The organism is uncultured Streptomyces sp. (genome assembly GCF_947488945.1).
Taxonomy (GTDB): domain Bacteria; phylum Actinomycetota; class Actinomycetes; order Streptomycetales; family Streptomycetaceae; genus Streptomyces.
The window spans coordinates 108066-125405 of record NZ_CANLBS010000003.1; the positions used below are offsets into that span (position 1 = coordinate 108066).

Here is a 17340-nt window from a genome sequence, read left to right on the forward strand (position 1 = left end):
AGCCGGGCCACCGTGGCCGCCGCCGGTCCCCGCAGCCGGTCCCTGACGCCGCCCTCCGGTAACAGGCCCATCGCCCCTGGGCCCCCTTCCGCACGCCCGTACGATGGAAGTGGTCCAGTGTCGTAACAAGGAGAGACAAATCGTGTCTGACGCGCTCACCCCGGAGAACCCCGAACCGGAGACCGAAGAGACGGAGCCGATCAAGGCACGGAAGAACGGCCTGTACCCGGGCGTCTCCGACGAGCTCGCGGACAGCATGAAGTCGGGCTGGGCGGACACCGAGCTCACCGGTCTCGCGCCGATCGCCCAGGCCGCGCACACCGCCGACCGCCGTGCCGCCCTCTCCGCCCGTTTCCCGGGCGAGCGCCTCGTGGTCCCCGCCGGGCACCTGAAGACCCGCGCCAACGACACCGAGTACTCCTTCCGCGCGTCCAGCGAGTACGCCTACCTCACCGGCGACCAGACGCAGGACGGCGTCCTCGTCCTGGAGCCCGCGGCCGACGGCTCCGGGCACGACGCGACCGTCTACCTGCTGCCGCGCTCCGACCGCGAGAACGGTGAGTTCTGGCTCGACGGGCAGGGCGAACTGTGGGTCGGCCGCCGCCACTCCCTGACCGAGGCCGAGCAGATCCTCGGCATCCCGGCGAAGGACGTCCGCGAGCTGCCCGCCGCCCTCGCCGCGGCCACCGGCCCCGTCCGCAACGTCCGCGGCTACGACGCCGGCGTCGAGGCCGCGCTGACCGACAAGGTCACCGCGGAGCGCGACGAGGAACTGCGCGTGTACCTCTCCGAGGCGCGGCTGGTGAAGGACGCCTTCGAGATCGCCGAGCTGGAGAAGGCGTGCGACATCACCGCGCGCGGCTTCGAGGACGTCGTGAAGGTCCTGGACAAGGCCGAGGCCACCAGCGAGCGGTACATCGAGGGAACGTTCTTCCTGCGGGCCCGCGTCGAGGGCAACGACATCGGCTACGGCTCGATCTGCGCCGCCGGGCCGCACGCCACGACGCTCCACTGGGTCCGCAACGACGGCGCCGTCCGCTCCGGCGAGCTGCTGCTGCTGGACGCCGGCGTGGAGACGAACGACCTCTACACCGCCGACGTGACGCGCACCCTGCCGATCAACGGCACCTTCTCGCCGCTCCAGCGCAAGATCTACGACGCGGTGTACGAGGCGCAGGAGGCGGGCATCGCCGCCGTCCGGCCCGGCGCCGGCTTCCGCGACTTCCACGACGCCGCGCAGCGGGTGCTCACCGAACACCTCGTCGCGTGGGGCCTGCTCGGCGACCTCACCGTGGAGAAGGTCCTGGAGCTGGGTCTGCAGCGCCGCTGGACCCTGCACGGCACCGGCCACATGCTCGGCATGGACGTCCACGACTGCGCCGCCGCGCGGACCGAGACGTACGTCAACGGCACGCTGGAGGCGGGCATGTGCCTGACCGTGGAGCCGGGGCTCTACTTCCAGGCGGACGACCTGACCGTGCCCGAGGAGTACCGGGGCATCGGCGTCCGGATCGAGGACGACATCCTGGTCACCGAGGACGGCAACCGGAACCTTTCGGACAAGCTGCCCCGCCGTGCCGACGAGGTCGAGGCGTGGATGGCCCGCGTCAAGGGCTGATCCTCACGCCCTCCGCCCGGGGACGCGCCGCTCAGACCCTCGTGAGCAGCGCGTCCTCGCGCCATTTGAGGGCCTTGTCGAAGCTGACCACGGCCCCGTGACCCGGCCGGTTTCCGATGTGGACGTGGTCCGCGAGCTGCTCGATCAGCCCGAGCCCCCGGCCGCTCTCGGCCAGGTCGCGCACGTCGGCGCCGCCCGGGTACTGCGGTGCGGTGGGCGGGACGTCGGTGTGGAGCGTGTGGCGGAGCGGGAACCCGGGACCGGAGTCGGCGACCTCGATCCGGCAGGTCGCGCCGTCGAGATGGACGGTGACCCGGTACTGCCCGGCCGGCCGGGCGCCGTCCGGGCCGTCCGCCTCGCCGCCGTGCTCGACGGCGTTGGCGCAGGCTTCGCTGAGGGCGACCGAGAGCTCGAAGGAGACGTCGGGGTCGACCCCCGCGGTCTCCATGCTCCCGAGCAGGAACCGACGGGCGAGCGGAACGCTCGCGGCTTCGCGCCGCAAATGGAGTGACCACCACATGCTCATGCTCCAGCCTCCTGGCTGCGGCTCGACATACGGATACGTATTGCCGGGTGGAGCCGGCCGTAAGCGCGGAACGCGCGTGACGGCCCTCATTCGGCGGATGCGAGGGCGCCGTCCGCCGTGTATACGCGGCAGCCGAAGGCACCGAACAACACGTAAGACCTTTTTCCTGCACCAAGCACTCAAGTAGCCTCAGGCCCATACATCGGGCCCAAGAGCACCGGCGGGTACGGAAGACGACCTTCCGGACCTGCCGTACCGCGGGCGGGGCCCGGGTGCGATGATGTCCCGGCCATGTCTATGCCTGTCGCACGCGCCGGAGCCGGTCTGCGGCTCATGAGGGCCGCGGTGTTCGCCGCGGTCTGTGTCGCGCTGTCCGCGGCAGGACATGGACTCGCCGCCGGAACCTCCGTGTCCGGACTCTCCCTGTCCGCCGGTTTCCTCGGCGTCCTCGCGGTCGCCGTGCCGCTCGCCGGGCGGGAGCGTGCGCTCGGACCGATCGCCGCGGCGCTGGCCGCCGGGCAGTTCGCGCTCCACACCCTCTTCCGGCTCGGGGCGCACACGATGGGCTCCGGCGCCACGGCGTCCGCCGGCGAGGATCCCGTCGTACGGTTCGCCTCCTCGCTCGTCTGCGGGGAGGGAGCGGCGGGGCTCAGCCCGGCCGAAGCGCACCTCATCGTGAGCCGGGCGGGCATCGACCCGGCGGCCGTGGGCGGCCACGTCCACCCCGCCTCCGGTGCCTCCACCCCCTCCGGGCTCCTCACCACGCTGACCGGGACGGCTCCCGGACTGCCCATGCTGCTCGGCCACCTGCTGGCCGCGCTGGCCACCGGGTGGCTGCTGCGGCGCGGCGAGATCGCTCTGTTCCGGGTGGTCCGGCTCTCCCTGCGCGGCGGCCGGGAGCTGGCCGCCGCCGCCCGGCTCCGGGCCCTGCGCCTCGCACTCGTCCTCGTACGCGCCCTGCGTACCGGGCTCGGAGACGCACGGGCCGAGGCCGGGCGCGAGTTGTTCCGCAGGGCCGAGGACACCCCTGCCCCGTCCGGCGGGGATCCGCTCCAGCACCAGGTGATCAGGCGCGGCCCACCCGCCGCGTACACGCTCGCAGCCTGAACGCGACACCTCCCGGCCGTTGGTGACGGCCGCCCGGAGGGGAGTCGCGATGCCGTCGCGCACGCGCGCGCCGGGCCGCCCGTTCTTCCTGCTTCCGTGGAGTTGATCCTTGTCATGAACGTTTCCCGTATCGCCGTCGTCGGCGGCATCGCCGCGTCCACCGTCCTGCTGCTCGCCGGTCCGGCCTCGGCGCACGTCTCCGTCCAGCCGCAGGGCGAGGCGGCCCAGGGCGGCTACGCCACCATCAACTTCAAGGTGCCCAACGAGCGTGACGACGCCTCGACCGTGAAGCTCGAAGTCAGCTTCCCGACCGACCACCCGCTCAGCTCCGTCTCCCCGCAGGCCGTCCCCGGCTGGAAGATCGAGGTCACCAGGAGCAAGCTCGACAAGCCGCTGGAGGTCCACGGCAACAAGGTCGAGGAGGCCGTCTCGAAGGTCACCTGGACCGCCGAGAGCGGCAAGATCGCCCCCGGTTACTTCCAGCAGTTCCCGCTCTCCGTCGGCCAGCTCCCCGAGGACACCGACCAGCTCGTCTTCAAGGCCCTCCAGACGTACGACAACAAGGAGGTCGTCCGCTGGATCGAGGAGACCCCGGCGAGCGGTGAGGAGCCGGAGAACCCGGCGCCCGTCCTCGCCCTGACCGCCGCCTCCGGCGACGCCCACGGCGCGGCCGCCACCGACGACAAGAGCACCGGCTCCACCGCGGAGAAGGCGTCCGGCACGGAGCGAACCACCACGGCGGCGGCCTCCTCCAGTGACGACACGGCCCGCGTCCTCGGCGTCATCGGCATCGTGATCGGCGTCGCCGGGGTGGCCTTCGGCGTCCTCGCGGGCCGCCGGCGCGCTGTCTGACCGACCGACCCACCCATCGCACCACGGATCAGGAACACCACACCCATGCGCAACAAGAAGACGGTGCTGGCCGCGGCGTTCGCCGCCGTGGCCGCACTGACCCTGTCGGCCTGCGGATCGGACGGCGGTGACTCGGCCAAGCCCGTGGCCGACGTCTCCACCTCCTCCGCGGCCGGCACGGCCACCGTGCTCGACCAGCCGTTCGCCAAGCCGGACCTCGTCCTCACCGACACCCACGGGCACCGGTACGACCTGCGCGAGAAGACCGAGGGCAAGCCGACGCTCATCTACTTCGGCTACACCAACTGCCCCGACGTCTGCCCGCTGACCATGAGCAACATCGCGCTCGCCAAGCGGGCCCTGCCCGCCGCCGACCAGGACAAGCTCCAGGTCGTCTTCATCACCACCGACCCCGACCGCGACACCCCCGCCTCGCTCGGCAGCTGGCTCAAGGCCCAGGACCCCGATTTCACCGGACTGACCGGCGACTTCGCGACCATCCAGGCGGGCGCGCGGAAAATGGGGATCGGGATCGACCCGGCGAAGAAGGAGAAGGACGGCTCGATCGTCTCCATGCACGGGGCGCAGGTCATGGCCTTCTCGCCGAAGACCGACGAGGGGTACGTCCTCTACAGCGAGGACACCACCGCCGACGACTACACCAGGGACCTCCCCCGACTCATCGAGGGGAAGAACCCGTGAGGATCCGGGCCTCACTCGCCGGCGTCCTGGCCCTCTCCGCGGGCCTGACGCTGGCGGGGTGCTCCTCCGACGGCACCCCGGAGCTGAAGGTGGTCGGCGCGTTCATGCCGCAGCCGGTGAGCGACATGGCGGCGGCGTTCCTCGTGGTACGCAACGAGGGCGGATCCACCGACCGGCTCACCTCGGTCTCCAGCGCGCTCTCCGACGACGTCACGATCCACGAGACGACGGACCGGGCGATGCGCATGGTGAAGTCCTTCGAGATCCCGGCGGGCGGCGAACTCGACCTGGAACGCGGCGGCAACCACATCATGTTCACCAAGCTGAAGCAGCAGCCCAAGAAGGGCGAGAAGGTCTCCGTGCAGCTGCACTTCGAGAAGGCCGGGAACATCACCGTGGTGCTTCCGGTCAAGGAGACCACCTACAACCCGAAGAAGCAGTGAGGGACTGACCCCCATGACAGCCACCGCCCCGCTCTTCGGGCCCTCTCCGACACGCCGCCGGCCGTTCGCCGCGGCCGCGCCCGTCCTCGCGCTCGTCGGGCTGCTGCTCGGCCTGGTCCTGGGCGGCGCGGTCCCTGCCTCGGCCCACGCGGCGCTCACCGGGAGCGACCCGAAGGACGGAGCGGTGGTCGCCACCGCCCCGAAGGAGGTCACGCTCAGCTTCTCCGAGTCCGTCGCCCTGGCCGACGACTCGATCCGGGTCCTCGACCCGTCCGGGACGCGTGCCGACTCCGGCGACCCGCAGGACGTGGGAACCTCCGGAGCCGTCCGCTACCGCGTCGCCCTGCACGCGGGGCTGCCCGACGGCACGTACACCGTGGCGTGGCAGGCCGTCTCCGCGGACAGCCATCCCGTCTCCGGCGCCTTCACCTTCTCCGTCGGCGCCCCCTCCACCACCACGGTGACGCTGCCCACCGACGGGGCGGGCGGCGGCCCGGTCGGCACGCTGTACGGGATCGCGCGGTACGCGGCCTATGCCGGGTTCATGCTGCTCGCCGGCGGTGCCGCCTTCGTGCTCGCCTGCTGGCGACCCGGCGCGGCCGCCCGCCCGCTGCAGCGGCTGGTGATGCTCGGCTGGACCACGCTCACCGTCGCCACCCTGGCCATGCTGCTGCTGCGCAGCCCGTACACCGGCAGCGGGAAGCTCGGGGACGCCTTCGACCTGGCCGGATTGCAGGCCGTCCTCGACACCAAGCCGGGCGCCGCGCTCGTCTCCCGGCTGCTGCTGCTCGGCGCCTCCGCTCTCTTCCTCGCCGTGCTGTTCGGCACCTACACCCGGCGCGAGGACGAGACGGAGAAGAAGGACCTCACCTTCGGACTGACCCTCGGCGGCGGCGTTCTCGCCGTCGGGATCACCGGAACCTGGGCGCTGGCCGAACACGCGTCGACCGGCATCCAGCCGGGCGTCGCCATGCCGGTGGACATGGCCCATCTGCTGGCCGTCGCCGCCTGGTTCGGCGGGCTCGCGGCACTCCTGGTGGCCCTGTACCGCACCCCGGAACTGCCCGCGTCCGCGGTGCGCCGCTTCTCCCGGGTGGCCTTCGGCAGCGTGGTGGTGCTGGCGGCCACCGGGCTGTACCAGTCCTGGCGCCAGGTCGGTTCGTGGTCCGCCCTCACCGGGACCTCGTACGGCCGGCTGCTGCTGGTGAAGGTGGCGCTGGTCGTCGTACTGGTCGGCGTGGCCTGGATCTCGCGGCGGTGGACCGGCCGTCTGACGGAAACGGACACCGCACGGACGGCTGACCCGTCCGTCGCGGCGGATCAGTCCATCGCGGCGGACGCCTCGGACGCGGTCGTCGCCGGACCGGTGGCGGCGGGGGGCCCGGCCGGGACGGCGATGACCGGGACGGCGACGACCGGGACGGCCCCGGCTCCGGCTCCCTCGGCCTCTCCGGTCCCGGCCCCGGTCCCGGACTCGGGCTCGGGCTCGGCACCCGCATCGGCTTCGCAGACGCCCGAGCGGGTCGCTCAGCTCGCCCGGCAGCGGGCCGCCCTCACGGCGACCCGGCGCAAGCGGGACCGGGAAGCCGATCCGGACCGTTCCGGTCTGCGCCGCTCGGTGCTGGTGGAGACCGGGATCGCGGTGGTGCTGCTCGCGGTGACCACCGTCCTGACCTCCACCGAGCCCGGACGCACCGAAGAGGAGGCGGCCCGGTCCAACGCGTCCGCCGGGGCGCCGGCGGTGGCGGAACCGGTGTCGCTGAGCCTGCCCTTCGACACCGGGGGGCAGAACGGCCGCGGGACCGTCCAGTTGCAGATCGACCCGGCCGCCACCGGCGCCAACGACATCCATCTCTGGCTCGAAAGCCCCGGCGGCCGGTCGATGGACGTCCCCGAAGTGAAGCTGGCCTTCACCCTGGAGGCCAAGAACCTCGGGCCACTGCCGGTGGTCCCCGACCGGCTCGCCGAGGGCCACTGGACCACGAGCGGCTTCCGGATCCCGATGTCCGGCACCTGGAAGCTGGACGTCACCGTCCGCACCTCGGACTTCGACCAGACCACCGTCAGCAAGAACGTCAAGATCGGCTGAGCAGTTGAGCAAGCGCACCACGAACCCGAAGGCCCCGGCATCCCGGACGAAGGGCCCGGACGCCGCCACGAACGACGCCGCTCGCCACGCGCCCGGCGCCACGGTCCCCGTCGAGGCGCCCGGCGGGGTCTCGCGCAGGCGGCTGCTCGGCGGCGCGGGGGCGGCCGGGGCCGCCGGGCTGGTGCTCGGCGCCGCGGGCGGGGCCGCCGGCTACGCGGCGAGCCGGCCCGAGGAAGCCGAGGCGCTGACCACCCTCGGCTCGACGGCTGCGATGTTTCACGGGAAACATCAACCGGGGATCACCACTCCGCTTCAGGCGTGCGGCCATCTCGTCGCCTTCGACCTGGTGGCCGGCGCGGGTCGCGCCCAGGCGGTCACGCTGATGCGCCGGTGGTCCGCGCTCGCCGAGGAGCTGATGTCGGGCCGTCCCGCGGCGACGGGGGACACCGGGATCGCACTGGACGCGGGCCCGTCCTCCCTCACCGTCACCTTCGGGTTCGGCCGCACCTTCTTCGCCCGCACCGGACTCCAGAAGCACCTGCCCGCCGGGCTGGACCCGCTGCCCCCGTTCTCCTCCGACCACTTGGACGCGGAGCGTTCGGGCGGCGACCTCTGGGTCCAGATCGGCGCCGACGACGCACTCGTCGCCTTCCACGCGCTGCGCGCGGTGCAGAAGGAAGCCGCGTCCCTCGCGCGGGTGCGGTGGCAGATGAACGGCTTCAACCGTTCTCCGGGCGCCACGGGACGCCCGATGACCACGCGCAATCTGATGGGACAGGTCGACGGGACCAACAACCCGAAGCCCACCGACGCCGACTTCGACGCACGCATCCGCGTCCAGCCGTCCGCCGCCGGACCGGACGGGGCGCACGCGTGGCTGGTGGGCGGCTCGTACGCCGTGGTGCGCCGGATCAGGATGCTGCTGGACGACTGGGAGAAGCTCCCGGTCGCGCAGCAGGAGAAGGTCATCGGCCGGCGCAAGAAGGACGGCGCCCCGCTGAGCGGCGGCACCGAGACGACCGCCCCGGACCTGGACAAGGCCGGTCCGGACGGCAGCCTCGTCATCCCCGCCAACGCCCACGCCCGGATCTCCTCCCCGGAGAAGAACGGCGGCGCGACCATGCTGCGGCGACCGTTCTCGTACCACGACGGGATCGCGGACGACGGTACGCCGGACGCCGGGCTGCTCTTCATCTGCTGGCAGGCCGACCCGTTCCGGGGGTTCGTGCCGGTCCAGCGCAAGCTCGACCGGGGGGACGCGCTGTCCCCCTTCATCCGCCACGAGGCCGGCGCGGTCTTCGCCGTGCCACCCGGGGCGGTGGAAGGCGAGTACGTGGGCCAGCGGCTGCTGGAGGCGTGAGCGGGCCCGGCGGCGCGAGGTGCGCCGGGTCCGCCCGGTGCGGCGCATTAGGGTGACCGTATGTCAGCCACGCGTTACGCCTATCTCGGTCCCGAAGGCACCTTCACCGAGGTCGCCCTCCGCACCCTCCCGGAAGCCGCCACCCGGGAACTCGTCCCGATGGTCTCCGTACCCGCGGCACTGGACGCGGTGCGCAACGGCGAGGCGGCGGCGGCGCTCGTGCCGATCGAGAACTCCGTCGAGGGCGGCATCACCACCACGCTCGACGAACTGACCAGTGGCGCTCCGCTGATGATCTACCGCGAGGTGCTGCTCTCCATCACCTTCGCGCTCCTGGTGCGGCCCGGTACCAAGCTGACGGACATCAAGTCGGTGACCGCCCACCCGGCCGCCCAGCCCCAGGTGCGCAACTGGCTGGCGGCCAACCTCCCGAACGCGGTGTGGGAATCGGCCGCCTCCAACGCGGACGGCGCCCGGCTGGTCCAGGAGGGCCGGTACGACGCGGCCTTCGCCGGCGAGTTCGCGGCCGCCACCTACGGCCTCGAACCTCTGGTGACGGAGATCCACGACGCGGAGAACGCGCAGACCCGGTTCGTTCTGGTGGGACGGCCCGCCCGGCCGTCCGCCCCGACCGGGGCCGACAAGACGTCCGTGGTGATCTGGATGGGCGACGACCACCCCGGCGCGCTGCTGGAACTGCTCCAGGAATTCGCGGTCCGCGGGGTGAACCTGATGCTGATCCAGTCCCGGCCGACCGGGCAGGGCATCGGCAACTACTGCTTCTCCGTCGACGCCGAGGGACACATCGCCGACCGCCGCGTGGGCGAGGCGCTCATGGGGCTGAAGCGGATCTGTCCCAAGGTGCGGTTCCTCGGGTCCTACCCGCGCGCCGGCGTGTCCCCGGCGGAGGTCTCCCCACTGCGTCCGGGTACCTCCGACGAGGACTTCACCGAGGCATCGGACTGGCTGGCCCGCAGCCAGGACGGCCGGGCCTGACCCCTGGGGGCCTGACCCTCGGGTGGAAACGATCCGCCGGTCCGTGTGATCAGCGGATCGTCGTTTCCCACAGCGAGGGGCTAGTTATCCACAGGGCTACCGCTCAACCTGGGGACAAGTCGACACCACGGAGCGACATGGTCGACAAATCGCCCTTCGCGCCTCACGGCGGACTGATCACCCGAGGATGAACCAACAGCACCCGCATCGGCGGCATCCCCCTCATTACCCTTGATCATCTCTCCAAAACGAGGAATTCCCACTCGATCGAGTGCTCAAAAGGGGGTTTCGTTGCGGAATCTGCGAGTCCGACAGCAACACTCCCACCCCTCCGGTGAGCATCCACAGATCTTCCTCACAGCCTGTGGATAACTCGGTTGGCGTCCGACATCCTGTGGACAACTGGCGTGAGGCGTGAACCCAACTCCCCCTGCACGCACGGTCGGTACGTCAAGGACTCAACCGCTTTCTGCCCTATTCAGGGGAATGGCGAGCCATAATTGACGATCACGGACACCCTCGGCGCGGGATTCCGCATCAGGAATACCATTTCCGGCAATTCGGTCATAGTGACACGCGCATCGGAATCGGTTCGAGTAGCCGAACCCCGCACCGGTAGCCTGGAGAGGTGATTGACCTTCGCCTGATCCGTGAGGACCCCGACCGTGTTCGCGCCTCCCAGCGCGCCCGTGGAGAGGACGTCGCGCTCGTCGACGCCCTTCTCTCCGCCGACGAGCTGCGCAGGTCGTCCGGCCTCCGCTTCGACGAACTCCGCTCCGAGCAGAAATCGCTCGGCAAACTCATCCCCAAGGCTTCTCCGGAAGAGCGCGCCGAACTCCTGACCCGCGCCGAGCAGCTGAAGACCGAGGTCAAGGCGGCGAACACGGCCCAGGACGAGGCCGACGCCGACGCCAAGCGGCTGCTGCTGCAGCTCGGCAACATCGTCCACGCGGACGTGCCGGTCGGCGGCGAGGACGACTTCGTCGTCCTGGAGACGCACGGCACCGTACGCGACTTCGGCGCCGAGGGCTTCGAGCCGAAGGACCACCTGGAGCTGGGCGAGGCGCTGGGCGCCATCGACGTGGAGCGCGGCGCGAAGGTCTCCGGCTCGCGCTTCTACTACCTGACCGGCGTCGGCGCCCTGCTGGAGCTGGCCCTGGTCAACGCGGCGATCGCGCAGGCCACCGAGGCGGGGTTCATCCCCATGCTGACGCCCGCGCTGGTGCGCCCGCGCGCCATGGAGGGCACCGGCTTCCTCGGCCAGGCCGCCGAGAACGTCTACCACCTGGAGAAGGACGACTACTACCTGGTCGGCACCTCCGAGGTCCCGCTCGCGGCGTACCACATGGACGAGATCCTGGAGGCGGACAAGCTGCCGCTGCGGTACGCCGGATTCTCGCCGTGCTTCCGCCGCGAGGCCGGCACGTACGGCAAGGACACCCGCGGCATCTTCCGGGTGCACCAGTTCGACAAGGTCGAGATGTTCTCGTACGTCGCCCCGGAGGACGCCGAGGCCGAGCACCTGCGCCTGCTCGAGTGGGAGAAGCAGTGGCTGACAGGCCTCGAACTGCCCTTCCAGGTGATCGACGTCGCCACCGGCGATCTGGGCGCCTCGGCCTCCCGCAAGTTCGACTGCGAGGCGTGGATCCCCACCCAGGGCAAGTACCGCGAGCTGACCTCGGCCTCGAACTGCAACAGCTTCCAGGCCCGTCGGCTCTCGGTCCGGATGCGTGACGGCAAGAAGGTGCAGCCGCTGGCCACCCTGAACGGCACGCTCTGCGCCGTTCCGCGCACCATCGTCGCCATCCTGGAGAACCACCAGCTCGCCGACGGTTCCGTCCGGGTCCCCGAGATGCTCCGCCCCTACCTCGGCGGGCGCGAACTCCTGGAACCGGTCACCAAGTGACCTTCCCCTACAAGCTCGTGGCGACCGATCTCGACGGCACGCTGCTGCGTGAGGACGGGACGGTCTCCCCGCGCACCCGTGAGGCGCTGGCGGCGGTCACCGCGGCCGGCGCCGCCCACATCGTCGTCACCGGACGCGCGGCGCCGTGGACCCGGCACATCCTGGACGACCTCGGGTACGACGGTCTCGCCGTCTGCGGCCAGGGCGCGCAGGTGTACCACGCGGGTGAGCACAGGCTGCTGACCTCGCTCACGCTCGACCGCCAACTGGCGGGTCTGGCCCTGTCCAAGATCGAGGCGGAGCTCGGGCCCTTGGCGCTGGCAGTGAGCCGGGACGGGCTCGACGGGCAGGTCCTGACGGGCCCCGGCTACCGGGTCAAGGACGAACCGGTTCCGGCGGTCTTCGCGGACGACCCGGCGGAGCTGTGGACGGCACCGCTGAACAAGGTCTACATCCAGCACCCCGAGCTGGACGACGACGCCCTGGCGGCCGCGGCCCGGCGGGCGGTGGGCAGCCTCGTGGACATCGTCATGGCCGGCCCCGGGGTCGTGGAGCTGCTGCCGCTCGGCCTCAGCAAGGCCACCGGGCTGTCGCTGGCGGCGCGCCGGCTGGGCGTGAAGGCCGCGGACACCGTGGCCTTCGGCGACATGCCCAACGACATCCCGATGTTCGGCTGGGCCCGGCACGGGGTGGCGATGGCGAACGCGCACGACGAGCTCAAGGCCGTGGCCGACGAGGTGACCGCGTCGAACGAGGACGACGGCATCGCGCTGGTGCTGGAGGAACTGCTGCGGACCGGTACCGCCCACTGACACACCCGCGCCCCGGGGCCGTCCTGGACGGACGGTTCCGGGGCGCGGCGGTCGTGTCAGCGGTCCGCGGTCATGTGACGGGCCCCAGCTCGCGGAGCCTGCGGGCCACGTCGTCCAGCCGTGCGTCCACTCCCAGGACGTCCTGCGACACGTCCGCCAGCCGCACGCTGATCGCGCCCACCAGCCGGTGGGTGGACCCCAGCCTCCGGTCGAGGCTGTCGAACCGTTCCGACATCCGCCGGAGCACCGGCCCCAGCTCCGTCAGCGCGCTGCCGACGTCCGCCAGGCAGTGCTCGATCCGGGTGACCCGGTGATCGAGCACGTCGTGCCGCGCACGCAGCTCGTCCTCGGCGTCCAGGAGGTATGCCCGGACGCAACGGGCGATGTCGCTCTCGCGAAGAAGCATGGCGACGTTGAGGACGGTGCGGCGGGTGTAGAGCCGTAGTTGCGTCGCCGCCTGTGGATAAATGGCCTCCCCGCCCCCGTCCCATAGCGACAGCGTGTCGCTATGGAAGGACTGCAGCTCAGAGCCGCGGAGCAGACGCAGGCCGTTCTCGGAAAGTTCCTTCTGATGCCGGTCCGTCAGCCTTCTGACGGAGGCTGTGGATACTTCGAAGTAGCGAGCGACATCCTGTGTGCGAACGTGAATTCCGTCCGGGAGCATGACAAGGCTCTTAACCTTGTCGAGGATGTCCACCCGCTCCATCTGCTCCACGCGCAGCGCGCGCGATTCGAGCAGGGCGATCTCTTTGGACATGAGCATGCCTTCCATACGCGGGAACAGCGGAGGACGGCCCTCTCCCCGGGCTTCAGGGGCGGAGGTCGCTCATGGTCGCCACTGCTCTGTGACCGGCTGTCCGGTCGTCGCACCGGTGCCGGCTGTCCCCACGTTCACGCACGCTCGTCGTCACGGATTCTCGTTGCCTCCACGCACCCGGTACAACGACCCGGCGATCGCACCGTCACGGGTGCGGCGTACGTGCAGGCCCCCGACGAACGCCGCGAACGCCGCTGCCCCCGTCCGACGAGGCGGGCGGGGGCAGCGGCGCAGGGGCCGACGGCGCACAGGGGCCGCGGCGTCTCCGCCGGCGACACGGTCAGAGCGTAGAGACGGGACTCACTCCTCGCCGGCGAGCTTGAGCGCCCGCAGCTTCTGGCCCGCGTACCAGGTGGCCAGCACCGTGGCGCCGACCAGGAGCACGGTCGCCAGCGGCAGGCCGACCTCCGAGGTGATCGCCCCCTCGGCGCCGATCTTCTCGGCCGTCGCGAGCGCCCACTGCTGCACACTCAGCGTGCGGGCGCCGGGCACCAGGCTGCCGAAGAGGGCCTCCCAGACCAGTGCGTAGACCAGGCCGAACACCACCGCGTGCCGGCTGACCGTGCCGAGCAGCAGGAACAGCGCGCTGTAGGCGATGGAGGCGACCAGCGCGGCGACGGTGTAGGCGACCGCGATCTGCTGGCCGTTGCCGTTCAGGATCAGTCCCGCCACCAGGGTGGGCAGCGCGGAGAACACCATGGTCACGGCGATGGCCACGATCAGCTTGGTGACGATGATCGTAGGCCGCTTCACCGGCTTGGCCAGCAGGTAGACGATCGAGCCGTCGTCGATCTCCGGACCGATCGCTCCGGTGCCCGCGATCACGCCGATCAGCGGCACCATGGTGGCGAGCGCGAAACCGCCCAGGACGTCGGAGGCGATCTGGTCGTCGGCTCCGGCGAAGACCCGGACCGCGACGGCGATCACCACCAGCAGCGCGGGCAGGACGAACAGGATGGCGGCCCGGCGCCGGCCGAGCAGGGCCCGGTAGGTGAGCCGGGCGACCGTGGGGTCGTACATGACACAGCTCCTTTCAGGCCGGTGATCAGGCCGCTACGAGATAGGAAAAGACCGATTCGAGGGACTCGTCGGACGGCGAGACGGTCAGCAGCCGGATGCCGTGGGCACGGGCCACCTCCGGCAGCAGGGTCGTGAAGCGGACGAAGTCGATCGCCTGGATCCGCAGCGCGCCCTCGGCAGTGTCCACGTCGATTCCGGCCGTCGAGGGGTCGGCGATCAGCGCCGCGGCGAGGGCCCGGTCGTCGCTGGACCGCACGAGGTAGCGGTGCGGCCGGTCCGTCATCAGGCGGCGGATCCTGCGGAAGTCTCCGGAGGCCGCGTGCCGCCCCGCGACGATCACCTCGATGTGCGAGGCGAGCTGCTCGACCTCTTCGAGAATGTGGGAGGAGAAGAGGACCGTGCGCCCCTCCGCTCCCATCCGCCGCAACAGGTCCATCAGCTGCATCCGCTGCCGCGGGTCCATGCCGTTGAACGGCTCGTCGAGCAGCAGCACCGAGGGCTCGTGGACCAGCGCGGACGCCATCTTCACGCGCTGGCGCATGCCCTTGCTGTACGTCTGGATCTTGCGGTCCTGGGCGTACTCCATCTCGACGGTGGCGAGCGCGCGCTGCGCCTCGGCGTCGCCGAGACCGTGCAGTTCGGCGTTGGCGACGACGAACTCGCGGCCGGTCAGGAAGTCGTACATCCCCTCCCGCTCCGGGACGATGCCGATCTCCTGGTAGACCGCCTCGTTGCGCCAGATCGCCCGGCCGTCGAGCGTGACCGTGCCGGTGGAGGGCGCGAGGAAGCCGGCCATCATATTGATCAGCGTCGACTTGCCGGCGCCGTTGGGGCCGAGCAGGCCGGTGACACCGGGGCCCACCGTCATGCTGACGTCGTTCACGGCGACCACGTTCCCGAACCAGCGGGAGGTGTGGTCGATCTCGATGGTGGTCACAGCCCGACCCTCCGGTAGCGGCGCATCAGCACGGCGTACGAGCCGGCGACCAGCGCGAGGACAACGAGGAGATACACCGCACCGGCTGCGGCTCCCGGACCCTCGCCGCCCGGGAAGGCGGAGGTGGCGCCGAGGAAGGCGGTCTGCACCCCGTCGATCAGGGTGATCGGGGAGAACAGTCCGAGCCAGGTGACGGCGGATTCGGATCCGGTCGACCAGGCGATGGCCTGGACGGTCGAGACCGCGCCGTACGAGATGGTGAGCACCGCGATCACGGCGGCGACACCGAAGCCGCGCCGGGGCGTCAACGCCGCGAGGACGAGGCCGAGTCCGGCGAAGAGGAGGGAGAGGAGAGCCACCGACACCAGCCCCTGTCCGAACCACGCGGTCTGGTCGGAGAAGTCGAACTTCGCGAGCAGAGCACCGCCGTACAGGATGACCAGCGGCAGCCCGGTGAGCACGAACAGCGCCGACGCCATCGCCGCGTACTTCGCGACCACGTAGTCCAGCCGCTCGATCGGGCGGGAGAAGTAGAGCGGCACGCTCTTGAACCGCAGGTCGCGTGAGACGCTCTGCGGGGCCTGGGCGGCGATGAACAGCCCGATGACGGCCTGCAGATAGACCGCGTACGAGGTGTACTCGATCGGCAGTTTGGTCGAGGCGGGCGTCGCCATGGCGACCGCGACCAGGATCGCGGCGACCAGGCACATCACCGCGACCAGCAGCATGGGGAGCACCTTGGACTTGGCGGAACGGCCGAGTCCGAACGCGCCGCGCAGCGACTGGGAGTAGAGGGAGCGGCGGGCGTAGGCGCGTCCCAGCCGGGGCCCGTCGTAGGACCGGTATCCGATGTTGTGGATGCGGGAGTCCCCGCCCGCGCCCGTGCCGGCGCCCGTGGTCTCAGTGCTCATCGCGGGCACTCTCCTTCTGCAGTACCGGTGCCGGGGCCGCCTGCGGGCCCACCGGCCGCCCGGCGGCGGCGTCCGCGCCGGGCCGGAACACCTCGGCGATGTGGTGCCGGCGCTGTTCCATGCGTACGAGTCCGAGGCCGAGGCCCGCGACGCTGTCGCGCACCAGGTCGTACGTCTTCTCGCCGTCCGCCACGACCAGCAGGATGTGGCCGGCGCCGGGCAGTCCCGCGGAGTCGACCCCGTCCTGGCCGACCAGGGTGACTCCGGCCTCCAGGAGCCTGCGGCGCAGGGCGTCGGCGCCGTCCGGGTGGGTGTCGCTGTCGGTCACCTCGACGGCGAGCGTCGTGGTGGTCCGGGTGAAGTCGCTGGTGGAGCTGGACCTCAGCAGGGTGCCGCCGTCCACGACGACCACGTGGTCGCAGGTGCGTTCCAGCTCGCCCAGCAGGTGGGAGGTGACCAGGACCGAGATGCCGAAGTCGGTGTGGACACGGCGGATCAGGCCCAGCATCTCGTCCCTGCCGACGGGGTCGAGACCGTTGGTCGGCTCGTCCAGCAGCACCAGCCGGGGATCGTGGACCAGCGCCTGCGCGAGTTTGACGCGCTGCTTCATCCCGGTCGAGTAGCCGCCGATGGGGCGGTAGCGCTCTTCGTAGAGGCCGACGTGGCGCAGGGTGTCCGCAGTGCGTTCGCGGGCCGCCGTCGGGGGGAGTCCGGACATCCTCGCCATGTGGACGACGAACTCGGTGGCCGAGACGTCGGGCGGCAGGCAGTCGTGCTCGGGCATGTAGCCGACCCGCTCCCGGATGGCGGCGCCGTGGGTGGCGACGTCGAGCCCGAGCACTTCGGCCCGGCCCTCGGTGGCGGGGGACAGACCCAGCAGGATCTTGATCAGTGTGGACTTGCCGGCTCCGTTGGAACCCACCAGCCCGGTCACGCCGGGTCCGATGTCCAGGGAAAGCCGGTCAAGAGCGGTCACCCGGGGGAACCGCTTGCTCAGGGCTTCGGTCGCAATCACAGCAGTCACCTTCCCGAAGGTAGTGGTGCCGCTCACCCGCGTCGTCAGACTCTGCGGTCGTATACACGTCAACCTTGAGGGGTACGGGCCCGTAGGGGACCCGTCGGGAGGAGGGCGGAGCCTCCGGGACGTCTGCCCGGCGGACGGATCCGTCGGCTCCCGGCCGGGCAGCCCCTGCTGTGCTGATGGCCGGCGGTCTCCCTTGACGCCGCGTGCCGGGCGGCGTCAC

16 protein-coding genes are annotated in these 17340 nt (G+C 71.2%); 10 read left to right on the plus strand and 6 right to left on the minus strand.

Translation table 11 applies throughout. The annotated features are described in order from the left end of the window. Positions 1 to 142 precede the first annotated feature (142 nt). A complete protein-coding gene (locus Q0994_RS04880; protein WP_299529435.1) occupies positions 143 to 1618 on the plus strand; it encodes an aminopeptidase P family protein in 1476 nt (491 codons plus the stop codon). Positions 1619 to 1649: 31 nt separating this feature from the next. Here Q0994_RS04880 and Q0994_RS04885 read toward each other — a convergent pair whose 3' ends face one another. Beyond that, entirely contained in the window at positions 1650 to 2144 is a 495-nt protein-coding gene (locus Q0994_RS04885) for an ATP-binding protein (RefSeq protein ID WP_299529437.1), read from the minus strand. 291 nt (positions 2145 to 2435) lie between these two features. Here Q0994_RS04885 and Q0994_RS04890 point away from each other — a divergent pair, with 291 nt between their 5' ends. The 9 genes from Q0994_RS04890 (at position 2436) to Q0994_RS04930 (ending at position 12411) form a co-directional block, all read left to right on the plus strand. Further along, positions 2436 to 3251: a hypothetical protein gene (locus tag Q0994_RS04890; protein ID WP_299529439.1), complete on the plus strand. Its 816-nt coding sequence runs from the start codon at positions 2436 to 2438 to the stop codon at positions 3249 to 3251. A 114-nt stretch (positions 3252 to 3365) separates the two neighbouring features. Further along, positions 3366 to 4103 carry a YcnI family protein gene (locus Q0994_RS04895; RefSeq protein ID WP_299529440.1) on the plus strand — a complete coding sequence of 246 codons (738 nt, stop codon included), beginning with the start codon at positions 3366 to 3368 and terminating at the stop codon, positions 4101 to 4103. A gap of 45 nt (positions 4104 to 4148) precedes the next feature. Next, positions 4149 to 4805, plus strand: coding sequence for an SCO family protein (locus Q0994_RS04900; protein WP_299529442.1), 657 nt, complete (start codon positions 4149 to 4151; stop codon positions 4803 to 4805). Further along, on the plus strand, positions 4802 to 5248 hold the full coding sequence (locus tag Q0994_RS04905) for a copper chaperone PCu(A)C (RefSeq protein WP_299529444.1): 447 nt from the start codon (positions 4802 to 4804) through the stop codon (positions 5246 to 5248). Before Q0994_RS04900 ends, Q0994_RS04905 begins: the two co-directional genes overlap by 4 nt. A gap of 13 nt (positions 5249 to 5261) precedes the next feature. Then, a complete protein-coding gene (locus Q0994_RS04910) occupies positions 5262 to 7337 on the plus strand; it encodes a copper resistance CopC/CopD family protein (RefSeq protein ID WP_299529446.1) in 2076 nt (691 codons plus the stop codon). Positions 7338 to 7341: 4 nt separating this feature from the next. Beyond that, positions 7342 to 8697, plus strand: a complete 1356-nt coding sequence (efeB, locus tag Q0994_RS04915) for an iron uptake transporter deferrochelatase/peroxidase subunit (protein WP_299529448.1) — start codon at positions 7342 to 7344, stop codon at positions 8695 to 8697. Between the two features lie 60 nt (positions 8698 to 8757). Further along, the gene (gene pheA / locus Q0994_RS04920; RefSeq protein WP_299529451.1) at positions 8758 to 9693 is read left to right on the plus strand and encodes a prephenate dehydratase; all 936 of its coding nucleotides are present in this window, start codon (positions 8758 to 8760) and stop codon (positions 9691 to 9693) included. A 628-nt stretch (positions 9694 to 10321) separates the two neighbouring features. Further along, on the plus strand, positions 10322 to 11599 hold the full coding sequence (gene serS / locus Q0994_RS04925; RefSeq protein WP_299529453.1) for a serine--tRNA ligase: 1278 nt from the start codon (positions 10322 to 10324) through the stop codon (positions 11597 to 11599). Then, entirely contained in the window at positions 11596 to 12411 is an 816-nt protein-coding gene (locus Q0994_RS04930; protein WP_299529455.1) for an HAD family hydrolase, read from the plus strand. Before serS ends, Q0994_RS04930 begins: the two co-directional genes overlap by 4 nt. A 70-nt stretch (positions 12412 to 12481) precedes the next feature. On the opposite strand, the gene Q0994_RS04935 is transcribed toward Q0994_RS04930, so the two are convergent. From Q0994_RS04935 to Q0994_RS04955, 5 genes are all read right to left on the minus strand, one after another. Then, positions 12482 to 13168 (minus strand): hypothetical protein, encoded by a 687-nt coding sequence (locus Q0994_RS04935; protein WP_299529457.1) that lies wholly within the window; start codon positions 13166 to 13168, stop codon positions 12482 to 12484. Between the two features lie 360 nt (positions 13169 to 13528). Continuing rightward, positions 13529 to 14248: an ABC transporter permease gene (locus Q0994_RS04940; RefSeq protein WP_299529459.1), complete on the minus strand. Its 720-nt coding sequence runs from the start codon at positions 14246 to 14248 to the stop codon at positions 13529 to 13531. A 25-nt stretch (positions 14249 to 14273) separates the two neighbouring features. Beyond that, positions 14274 to 15185: an ABC transporter ATP-binding protein gene (locus Q0994_RS04945; RefSeq protein WP_299529461.1), complete on the minus strand. Its 912-nt coding sequence runs from the start codon at positions 15183 to 15185 to the stop codon at positions 14274 to 14276. Continuing rightward, positions 15182 to 16096 carry an ABC transporter permease gene (locus Q0994_RS04950; protein ID WP_299529463.1) on the minus strand — a complete coding sequence of 305 codons (915 nt, stop codon included), beginning with the start codon at positions 16094 to 16096 and terminating at the stop codon, positions 15182 to 15184. The genes Q0994_RS04945 and Q0994_RS04950 overlap by 4 nt, the downstream gene beginning before the upstream one ends. After that, a complete protein-coding gene (locus Q0994_RS04955) occupies positions 16086 to 17072 on the minus strand; it encodes an ABC transporter ATP-binding protein (RefSeq protein WP_299530306.1) in 987 nt (328 codons plus the stop codon). The genes Q0994_RS04950 and Q0994_RS04955 overlap by 11 nt, the downstream gene beginning before the upstream one ends. Positions 17073 to 17340: the final 268 nt, after the last annotated feature.